At 69.6% G+C, this 9,808-nt stretch carries 8 protein-coding genes; 7 read left to right on the forward strand and 1 reads right to left on the reverse strand.

Features of this window, described 5'->3' with window-relative positions; genetic code table 11:
• Window positions 1-3 precede the first annotated feature (3 nt).
• From ACQPXB_RS14855 to ACQPXB_RS14885, 7 genes are all read left to right on the forward strand, one after another.
• Complete coding sequence (locus ACQPXB_RS14855) at window positions 4-1,179, forward strand: winged helix DNA-binding domain-containing protein (RefSeq protein ID WP_432852304.1); 1,176 nt, start codon at window positions 4-6, stop codon at window positions 1,177-1,179.
• Window positions 1,180-2,250: 1,071 nt separating this feature from the next.
• The gene (gap, locus tag ACQPXB_RS14860; RefSeq protein WP_326833958.1) at window positions 2,251-3,255 is read left to right on the forward strand and encodes a type I glyceraldehyde-3-phosphate dehydrogenase; all 1,005 of its coding nucleotides are present in this window, start codon (window positions 2,251-2,253) and stop codon (window positions 3,253-3,255) included.
• A 5-nt stretch (window positions 3,256-3,260) separates the two neighbouring features.
• Window positions 3,261-4,475 (forward strand): phosphoglycerate kinase, encoded by a 1,215-nt coding sequence (locus ACQPXB_RS14865; protein WP_432852308.1) that lies wholly within the window; start codon window positions 3,261-3,263, stop codon window positions 4,473-4,475.
• Window positions 4,475-5,260, forward strand: coding sequence for a triose-phosphate isomerase (tpiA, locus tag ACQPXB_RS14870; RefSeq protein ID WP_432852311.1), 786 nt, complete (start codon window positions 4,475-4,477; stop codon window positions 5,258-5,260). The genes ACQPXB_RS14865 and tpiA overlap by 1 nt, the downstream gene beginning before the upstream one ends.
• Before the next feature lie 118 nt (window positions 5,261-5,378).
• Window positions 5,379-5,609, forward strand: a complete 231-nt coding sequence (secG, locus tag ACQPXB_RS14875) for a preprotein translocase subunit SecG (protein WP_220238698.1) — start codon at window positions 5,379-5,381, stop codon at window positions 5,607-5,609.
• A gap of 95 nt (window positions 5,610-5,704) precedes the next feature.
• On the forward strand, window positions 5,705-6,049 hold the full coding sequence (locus ACQPXB_RS14880; protein WP_220238699.1) for an RNA polymerase-binding protein RbpA: 345 nt from the start codon (window positions 5,705-5,707) through the stop codon (window positions 6,047-6,049).
• A gap of 692 nt (window positions 6,050-6,741) precedes the next feature.
• Window positions 6,742-7,866, forward strand: coding sequence for an IS701 family transposase (locus tag ACQPXB_RS14885; RefSeq protein WP_432856633.1), 1,125 nt, complete (start codon window positions 6,742-6,744; stop codon window positions 7,864-7,866).
• Window positions 7,867-8,197: 331 nt separating this feature from the next.
• On the opposite strand, the gene ACQPXB_RS14890 is transcribed toward ACQPXB_RS14885, so the two are convergent.
• Window positions 8,198-9,400 carry a sensor histidine kinase gene (locus ACQPXB_RS14890; protein WP_386951465.1) on the reverse strand — a complete coding sequence of 401 codons (1,203 nt, stop codon included), beginning with the start codon at window positions 9,398-9,400 and terminating at the stop codon, window positions 8,198-8,200.
• Between the last annotated feature and the right edge of the window lie 408 nt (window positions 9,401-9,808).

Consider the following 9,808-nt stretch of genomic DNA (forward strand, 5'->3'; position numbering starts at 1 on the left):
CCCGTGAAGATCTCCCTCGCGCAGCGCCGCGCCCGGCTCGGCGTGCGCCACCACCTCGCCGCGCCCGCGGCCACCGTCGAGGAGGCCGCCGCCGGGGTCGTCGCCCTGCACGCGACCGACCCGGCGTCGGTGTTCTTCGCGGCGTGGGCGCGGGTGCCGGACGTCGGCGTGGCCGATGTCGAGCGCGCGCTGTACGAGGACCGGACGTTGGTGCGGCTGTTGGGCATGCGCCGCACGATGTTCGTCGCCGACGTGGCCACGGCGGCGGTCGTCCAGGCCGGTTGTGCGAGCGATATCGCGGTGAAACAACGGAAACTGCTCGAACAGCACCTCGGCACGGTCGGGCACCCCACCAACGTCGAGGATCCGCCGGGCTGGCTCGCCGACGTCGCCGCGAGCGTCGAGAAAGCCTTGCGCGCCAGGGGATCCGCGACGGCGCAGGACCTGGTCGACGACGAACCGCGCCTGCGCCAGCAGCTTCACATGGCCAAGGGCAAGCCGTACGCGGCGATCGGCAACGTCACCAGTCGCGTGCTCTTCCAGCTCGCAGTCGACGGCCGCATCGTGCGCGGGCGCCCGCGCGGCAGCTGGCTCAGCACGCAGTACCACTGGGCCCCGCTCGACGGCTGGCTTCCCGGCGGCCTGCCCCCGATCCCGCCCGCCGACGCCCGCGCCGAACTCGCGCGACGCTGGCTCCACGCCTTCGGCCCGGCACCCGTCGCCGACCTGCGCTGGTGGACCGGCTGGACGGCCGCCCAGACCAAACAGGCCCTCGCCGCCGTCGCCCCCGCCGAGGTCGACCTCGACGGCGAACCCGGCGTCGTACTGGCCGACGACCTCGAGCCCGTCCCCGAACCGGCTCCCTGGGTCGCCCTCCTGCCCGCCCTCGACCCGACACCCATGGGCTGGTCCACCCGCGACTGGTACCTCGGCCCCCACCGCCCCGCCCTCTTCGACCGCAGCGGCAACATCGGCCCCACCGCCTGGTGCGACGGCCGCGTCGTCGGCGCCTGGGCTCAACGCCCCACCGGCGAGGTCGCGCTCCGCCTCCTGGAAGACGTCGGCGCCGACCGCACGGCCGCCCTGGAAGCCGAAGCCGCCCGGCTGACGACGTGGCTGGGGGAGACCCGCGTGGTCCCGAAGTTCCGCACCGCGGCCGAACGCGAACTGTCCACCTGACCGCGCCGCCGATCAGCCCCGGCCGCTCGGGCATCGCCACCGGCGTGGCCGGCCGCGACGCCGGGTTTCCGGCGCGCCCGTTGTGTGCGGCCGTGGCCGCTGGCGCGGCGGGTCGTCTCGCGACGTGCCCGCGACGGCGGGCCTGGCGGTCGGCACTTGCTGAGCCGACTGGCCGCGACGCCGGGTTTCCGGCGCGGCCCGCTGTGCGCGGGCGTGGCCACCGGCGTGGCTGGTCGCCTCGTGAAGTGTCAGCGAGCGGTGGGCCCGACGATCGGCACTTGCTGAGTCGGCGGGCCGCAGGCCTCCGGATTCCCAGCGCGACCCGCCGCGTTCGGCCGTTTTCCGCTGGCGAGGCGGGTCGCCTCGTGAAGTACCGGACAGCCAGGTTCCTGGGCGTCGGCGCCGGGTTTTCGGCGCGGCCGGCTGTGTTCGGGCATTGGCTCCGGCGTGGCCGGTCGCCTCGTGAAGTGCCGGACAGTCAGGGGCCCAGGCGTCGGCGGCGGTTGAGCCGGCTGGCCGCGACGCCCGGTTTCCCGGCTCGGCCCGCTGTGTGCGGGCATGGCCGCCGGCGTGACGGGTTGTCTCGCGAAGCGCCTGCGAGCGGTGGGCCCGGCGGTCGGCACTGGCGGAGTCGGCTGGCCGCAGCGCCCGGATTCCAGCGCGACCCGCCGCCCTCCGGACCGACGCAACGCCGACCCGTGCCTAGGTGACCCGCCCACTCACCTGACACCCACCGCCAGGGGGCGGCCCCCGCGTGTCTCGCTCACCACGCGCCCGGCCCGCCCCACCCCGATCCCGACCTTCCGGACTCCACAACCCCTCAGGCCGCCGCGTGAACCACGGCACCAAGACCGATCAAGCGACTGGTCCGCACCCCTCCTGTGACACCGCCGGATTACCTGTCGCAAGCTCGTGAGCTGGCTTCTTAATCGATTCTTGACGGTTCGGCGCAGTGGTGGAAGTCTCGTCGGGGCAGTCAGGGTCGACCGCGCCCGCACGCTAGGGTTGCGCCGAGCCCGGAAGTCTTCCGGGGCGTGGGCCTCGGTTCGAAAAACAAGAGGAGTGGCAGCAGTGACCGTTCGCGTAGGTGTCAACGGCTTCGGCCGGATCGGCCGCAACTTCTTCCGCGCCGTGAAGGCGAGCGGTCACGACATCGAGGTCGTCGCGTTCAACGACCTCGGCGACGTCGCGACGATGGCCCACCTGCTCAAGTACGACTCCATCCTGGGCCGCTTCCCGGGCGAGGTCAGCCTGAGCGACGACGGCATCGTCGTCGACGGCAAGACCATCAAGGCCCTGGCGGAGCGCGACCCGGCGAACCTGCCGTGGGGCGACCTGGGCGTGGACGTCGTCGTCGAGTCGACGGGCTTCTTCACCAACGCCGACGCCGCGAAGGCCCACATCGCCGGCGGCGCCAAGAAGGTCATCATCTCCGCGCCCGCCAAGGGTGAGGACCTGACCATCGTGCTGGGCGTCAACGACGACAAGTACGACGGCTCGCAGGTCATCATCTCCAACGCCTCCTGCACCACCAACTGCCTCGGCCCGCTGGCCAAGGTCCTGCAGGACGCGTTCGGCATCGAGCAGGGCCTGATGACCACCATCCACGCGTACACGCAGGACCAGAACCTGCAGGACGCGCCGCACAAGGACCTGCGCCGCGCCCGCGCCGCCGCGCTGAACATCGTGCCGACCTCGACCGGTGCCGCGAAGGCCATCGGCCTGGTGCTGCCGGAGCTGCAGGGCAAGCTCGACGGTTACGCGCTGCGCGTCCCGGTGCCGACCGGCTCGGCCACCGACCTCACCGTCACGCTGACCAAGTCGGCGACGCTGGAAGAGGTCAACGCCGCGTACAAGGCCGCCGCCGAAGGCCCGCTGTCGGGTTACCTGCGCTACAACGAGGACCCGATCGTGTCGGCCGACATCGTCACCGACCCGGCGTCCTGCATCTACGACGCGCCGCTGACCAAGGTCATCGGCAACCAGGTCAAGGTCGTCGGCTGGTACGACAACGAGTGGGGCTACTCCAACCGCCTCGCCGACCTGGTCAAGCTCGTCGGTTCGAAGCTCTCCTGAACCCGATGACGGTCAAGAACCTCGAAAACCTGCTGAGCGAAGGCGTTCACGGCCGCTACGTACTCGTGCGCAGCGACCTGAACGTCCCGCTCGACGGGGACCGGATCACCGACGACGGCCGCGTCCGCGCGGCCCTGCCGACGATCGAGAAGCTCGCCGGCGCGGGCGCCAAGGTCGTCGTCACGGCGCACCTGGGCCGCCCCAAGGGCGAGCCCGACCCGAAGTACACGCTCGCGCCCGTCGCGAAGCGGCTCGGTGAGCTGCTCGGCACCGAGGTCCCGCTCGCCGGTGACCTCGTGGGCGACTCGGCCAAGGCGCTCGTCGGCGGGCTCGCCGACGGCGGCGTCGCGCTGCTGGAGAACGTGCGCTTCGACGCGCGCGAGACCAGCAAGGACGCCGTGGACCGCTCCGAGCTGGCCGCCGAGCTGGCCGCGCTCGTCCCCGGCGGGGCGTTCGTGTCCGACGGGTTCGGCGTGGTGCACCGCAAGCAGGCCTCGGTCTACGAGATCGCCGCGGTGCTGCCGGCCTACGCCGGTGGCCTCGTGCTGGCCGAGCTCGACGTGCTGAAGAAGCTCACCGACGACGTCAAGCGCCCCTACGTGGTGGTGCTCGGCGGCGCGAAGGTGTCGGACAAGCTCGGCGTGATCGCCAACCTGCTGACGAAGGTCGACCGCCTGCTCATCGGCGGCGGCATGGCCTACACCTTCCTCAAGGCCCAGGGCCACGAGGTGGGCCAGTCGCTGCTGCAGGCCGACCAGCTCGACCAGGTGTCGGGCTTCCTCGCCGAAGCGCAGAAGCGCGGCGTCGAGCTCGTGCTGCCGGTCGACGTGCTGGCGGCCACCGAGTTCGCGGCCGACGCCGAGAACGAGGTCGTCGCGGCCACGGCGATCCCGGCCGACCGCCAGGGCCTCGACATCGGCCCGGCCTCGCGCGAGCTGTTCGCGAGCAAGCTGGCCGACGCGGCCACCGTGTTCTGGAACGGCCCGATGGGCGTGTTCGAGTTCGAGGCGTTCTCGGGCGGCACCCGTGCTGTGGCCGAGGCGCTCGTGAAGAGCGACGCGTTCACCGTGGTCGGCGGCGGCGACTCCGCCGCCGCGGTGCGGCAGCTGGGCCTGCCCGAGGACGGTTTCTCCCACATCTCCACGGGTGGCGGCGCCTCCCTGGAGTACCTGGAGGGCAAGGAACTGCCCGGCGTCTCGGCGTTGGAGGAGAAGCACTAGTGGCACGGAAGCCGTTGATCGTCGGCAACTGGAAGATGAACCTGAACCACCTCGAGGCCATCGCCTTGGTTCAGAAGATCGCCTTCGCGCTGCCGGAGAAGTACTACGCGAAGGTGGACGTGGCGGTGCTGCCGCCGTTCACGGACATCCGCAGCGTGCAGACCCTCACCGACGGCGACAAGCTGTCGCTCACCTACGGCGCGCAGGACGTGTCCCCGCACGACTCCGGTGCCTACACCGGTGAGGTGTCGGGCCCGATGCTCGCGAAGCTGGGCTGCACCTTCGTCGCCATCGGCCACTCGGAGCGGCGCGAATACCACGCCGAGACCGACGAGCTGGTCAACAAGAAGGTGCGCGCGGCCGTCAAGCACGGGATCACGCCGATCCTGTGCGTCGGCGAGAAGCTCGAGGTCCGCGAGGCCGGCGAGCACCACGCGCACGCGACGAACCAGCTCATCGAGGGCCTCAAGGGGCTCAAGGCCGAGCAGGTCAAGGACGTCGTCGTGGCGTACGAGCCGGTGTGGGCCATCGGCACCGGCAAGGTGGCGACGCCGGCCGACGCCGAGGAGGTCTGCAAGACCATCCGCACGGCGCTGGCGGAGAAGTACGGCGACGAGGTCGCTTCGGCCGTTCGGGTGCTTTACGGCGGTTCGGTGAAGTCGGGCAACGTGGGCGAGCTGGTGGCCTGCGAGAACATCGACGGTGCTCTCGTGGGTGGCGCGAGTCTCGACGGTGACGAGTTCACCAAACTCTGCGCACTCGCGGCGGGTGGCCCCCTGCCCTGATCGAGGCCACTACCGGGTAACCTGTGTATCCGGTCCGTCACACAGCAGTGGACGAGTCCAGGGGTACGGTGATATTCGAGCCGTACCCCTGCATTCTCCGATGAGCACAGAGGATGACATGAAGCTGTTCCTGCAAATTCTGTTGATCGTCTCCAGCGTGCTGCTGGTCGTGGCGGTGCTGCTCCACCGCGGCCGGGGTGGCGGTCTGTCGTCGCTGTTCGGCGGCGGTATGCAGTCCAGCCTCTCGGGCTCGAGCGTGGCCGAGAAGAACCTCGACCGGATCACCCTGCTGCTGGGTGCCATCTGGCTGATCAGCATCGTGGGCCTCGGCCTGCTGCTCAAGGTCTGACCGGACTCCCCGCTCGGGGCCGGCGAGTCAGGGGCTCCGTGTGCATCGGCGTGCCTATTGGGGGGCGCGCCGCCGATTCCTAGGTGTGAGGATTCATGGTTGGCGGTAACGCGATTCGAGGCACCCGGGTGGGTGCCGGTCCTTCGGGCGAATCGGAGCGGGGTGAGTCGGCGCCGCGGCGCCGGATCTCCTACTGGTGCGCAAACGGCCACGAGGCCCGCCCGTCGTTCGCGATGGAGGCCGAAATCCCCGACGAGTGGGACTGCCCGCGCTGCGGTCTGCCCGGCGGACAGGACGAGCAGAACCCGCCCGCCGCGCCCCGCACCGAGCCCTACAAAACGCACCTCGCGTACGTCAAGGAGCGCCGCAGCGACGCCGACGGCGAAGCGATCCTCGCCGAGGCCCTCGAGCGTCTGCGCCAGCGCCGGGAACTGATCTAGCTTTTCCCCGTCGGAGACCACCGACCAGGCCGATTCGGTTCGGCTCTGGCCGGTGGTTTTCGCGTTTCTGGGGCCTTTCCGGCACACCGGCGACGGGTGGTGCGGTGCGCCGGGCCGCGGCTGAGTGCGGTGCGCCTGGCTTCGGTTCGGTCGCGTCCAGCGCGGATGGTTCCGGTGTGCCTGTGTCCGGGGCGGCTGCCTCCGGTGCGGAGCAGGCGGAACCCCTTCTCAGGCAAAGCCTCTGGGTCATAAGCGCCAGTAATCCACACTATGCCCGAGTTGTGCACAAATCGGGCCCTCAGTGACCTTTGGTCGGTTCTCGTCGGAGTGCTCGATAGAACGGACATGGGCAGCCCCTTGGGAGGGCGAGGGGTTTCTCTAGATGTGAGGCCTGGGGGCAAAATCCCGCGGAGCGCCCGAGCCGCGGCTGGGTGAGGCCGTCGCCGGCCGTACGTCGCAGGGTGGAGCGGGTTCCCGCTGAAGGCGTTGTTGCCGGATGTAGGGGTCGTGTGGGTGCGGTATGGGCGAGGGCGGTTCCGTTGCTCGCCGGCTCGCGCTGGGTGAGGACCGCGGCGTCCACTAACCCGCCGCCGCGACCGGGTTAGTACTGCAACGACACTTCGTTATGAATCGACCGGCGTGTCGGTTAGGCTCGGGTTCGACGGTCGTGTAGTTGATCTTGTGTGCTGGAGATGGTGACGGACTGGTCGGCGCGTTTCGCTGCGTTCGCGGGGCGGTTCGCGGAGCGGTTTTCGCGGGTGGAGCCGCGGCGGCAAATGGTTTCCTACCTGCGGGGGCTGCTGGCGGAAGCCGAGCGCAAGAACGGCTGGACCCTGGCAGAGATGGCCGGTGAGACGGGTCCGCAGGGCATGCAGCGGCTGCTGAACTTCTACGCCTGGGACGCCGAGGGCATGCGTGATGATGTGCGCACTGCGGTGGTCGACGTGCTCGGGGACGCCGAACGTGGCGTGTTGATCGCCGACGAGACCGGATTCGTGAAGAAGGGCACGAAATCCGCCGGCGTGGCGCGCCAGTATTCGGGCACGGCTGGGCGGATCGAGAATTCGCAGATCGGCGTGTTCTTGGCGTACGCCTCGGATCGGGGGCGGGCTTTGATCGATCGCGAGTTGTACCTGCCGAAAGAGTGGATCGCGGATCGGGGAAGGTGCGCTGCAGCCGGTATTCCCGACGACGTCGGATTCGCGACCAAGCCCGAACTGGCACAACTGATGGTGGAACGCGCGCTCGCCGCGAGAATCCCGTTTGCATGGTTCACCGCCGATGAAGCCTATGGGCAGGTCGGGCGGCTACGGCTCTGGCTGGAAGAACACGACATCGCGCATGTGCTCGCAGTGCCCAAGTCCCAGATGGTGATTTCCATGGATCTGCGGCAGCGGCGTGTCCACGCCGTCATCGCGGACGTCGACCCGGCCACCTGGCAACGTCTGTCCTGCGGCGATGGCGCCCACGGGCAACGGATCTACGATTGGGCCGCCGTCGACATCCGCCCCCTGCGCCGACCAGAAGTCGGCCACTGGCTGCTGGCCCGCCGCTCAGTCAGCGACCCCACCGAGATCGCCTACTACATTTGCTTCGGCCCCGCCGCAACCGACCTCCAAGAACTGGTGCGCGTCGCCGGAACCCGCTGGGCAATCGAAGAAAGTTTTCAAACCGCGAAGAACGAAACAGGGCTCGACCACTACCAGGTCCGCCGATACCAAGCATGGTATCGGCACATCACCCTCTCCATGGCGGCGGCGGCATTCCTCGTCATCACCCGAGACGCCGCGAAAAAAGGGGATCCGCACCCGGTCTGATACCGCTCACGTCCAACGAAATCCGCAAACTGCTCAACCGCGTCACCGCACCGATCCGCCACACAATCCAGCATGCGATGCACTGGTCACGATGGCGACGCTCCAGCCAAGCCCGAGCACGTACTAGCCACTACCGACGACGCGGCCATCACGAAGTGTCGTTGCAGTATTAGGCGGTAGGCCACAGCGATCGTGCCGCCCAAGCCACGAAAGTCGCGAGCGACAAAGCACCCAGGACGCGGCGAAGGGGTGGCACCCGACCGCAGCCGGATCGCGGCTCGCGCGCGGGGCCACCCCTTCGGCCTACGGGGGACCGGGGAAGGTCGGTGGGTCAGCGGTCCAGCGGGTACCGGGCCCGCACGCGGAAGCCGCCGTCTTCGGTGTCCGAGGTTTCGAAGCTGCCGCCCAGCAGGCGGGCGCGTTCGGCGAGGCCGGTGAGGCCGTGGCCGCCCGAGGGGAGGTGTTCGCCGGCGCGCTCGGCGCGTTCGTTGCGGACCTCGATGTTCAGGGCGCCGCTGCCGCCCTGGATGCGGATGGTGGCGGTGGCGCCGGGGGCGTGCTTGTGGACGTTGGTGAGGCACTCCTGCACGGTGCGGTACGCGGCGGCCGACACCTGGCTCGGCACGGTGTCCGGCAGGCGCTCCACGGTCAGGTGCACTGGGACGTCGGCGGTACGGATCAGGTGGTCGAGCTCGCCGATGCCGGGGCGCGGGCCGTCGTCCTCGGCGCCGGAGCGCAGCACGCTCACCAGTGAACGCAGCTCCTCGAGCGTGCGGGTCGAGAGCTGGCGGATGACCTGCGCGGTCTGCAGCGCCGGGCCGTCGGTGGCCTGGGCTTGCAGCGCGCCGGCCTGCATGGCGATGAGGGTGATCTGGTGGGAGACGACGTCGTGCATCTCGCGGGCCAGGCGGGCGCGCTCCTCGGCGCGCACGGCGTCGGCGTGGAAGCGGCGTTCCCGGTCGCGGCTCTTGGCCAGCTCGGCAAGCTTGGCGGAGATCTCCGCGCGGGCGCCGATCAGCAGGCCGATCGCGATCGGCATACCCGCCACGAGCACGCCGTAGATGCCGTCGAGCACGTGCTCGCGCCAGCTGAGCTGGGCGAAGTCGTCCAGCGGCCACTGCACGAACCGGCAGGTGAAGACCAGTCCCGCGCCCACCCAGGTCTGCCAGTGGATCTGGCGCTTCGTCGCGAGCGTGCCGAGCGTGATCATCGACGCCAGCTGCGCCCACCCGGCGAGGAAACCGGGCACCGCGAGGATCACGGCCAGGAACGGCAGCTTCCGCCGCAGCACCACCGCGAGACACGCGGCCGCCGACAGGTAGATCGAGTACGGCGGGGCCTTCGGCGGGATCACCAGCCACACGTCGAGCACAGCCAGCAGCACGGCGACGGCCTCGACCCCGACCGTCGTCGCGATCGGCCGGCGCAGCGAAGCGAACACGCCGCGCAGGCTGAACCGCCGGACCCGATCGGCCGCCCCCGCGCCGGGGCTGCCCATCGAGATTCCTGGAATCGAGAGTCCCTCAGTGCTCATGCGGCGACCCCATTCGTCTTGTGGACTTGATGATGAGATGCGCCGGGCACCCGATCGGGACGCGCGGCGGGCAACAAATGTGCGGATGCTAACGAAGAGACGTGTGACGACGGTAAGTTTCACCCGCACCCACAAATTTGGTCGTCTGATCTCCATCACTACGGCATTCGAGTGACGAAAAGAAGTCTGACGTCACCTCGTGTCGATCACAACACCCTACGTTCACCCTACGGGTGATCCCACATACTGGTGAGCCGCTCGATGGAGTAGTGGTCACTGCTCCGTTCGGCAGATGAATGATCTTCACGCTTACGGGTGGCGCGCGTCATCCGGTCGAGCGGGCCCTGAAACCCACGGTCAGGGCCGCGAAACAGTCGCGAAACAGCTGCCCGGCGACAGAAAAAGGCC

The organism is Amycolatopsis sp. CA-161197, from assembly GCF_050942255.1.
In the GTDB taxonomy this organism is placed as follows: domain Bacteria; phylum Actinomycetota; class Actinomycetes; order Mycobacteriales; family Pseudonocardiaceae; genus Amycolatopsis.

Bases quoted from the DNA above. Each gene is read 5' to 3' on its own strand.
- ACQPXB_RS14865 (WP_432852308.1), top strand. From the start codon at position 3,261: ATGACGGTCAAGAACCTCGAAAACCTGCTGAGCGAAGGCGTTCACGGC.
- secG (WP_220238698.1), top strand. From the start codon at position 5,379: ATGAAGCTGTTCCTGCAAATTCTGTTGATCGTCTCCAGCGTGCTGCTG.
- ACQPXB_RS14880 (WP_220238699.1), top strand. From the start codon at position 5,705: ATGGTTGGCGGTAACGCGATTCGAGGCACCCGGGTGGGTGCCGGTCCT.
- ACQPXB_RS14885 (WP_432856633.1), top strand. From the start codon at position 6,742: ATGGTGACGGACTGGTCGGCGCGTTTCGCTGCGTTCGCGGGGCGGTTC.
- ACQPXB_RS14890 (WP_386951465.1), bottom strand. From the start codon at position 9,400: ATGAGCACTGAGGGACTCTCGATTCCAGGAATCTCGATGGGCAGCCCC.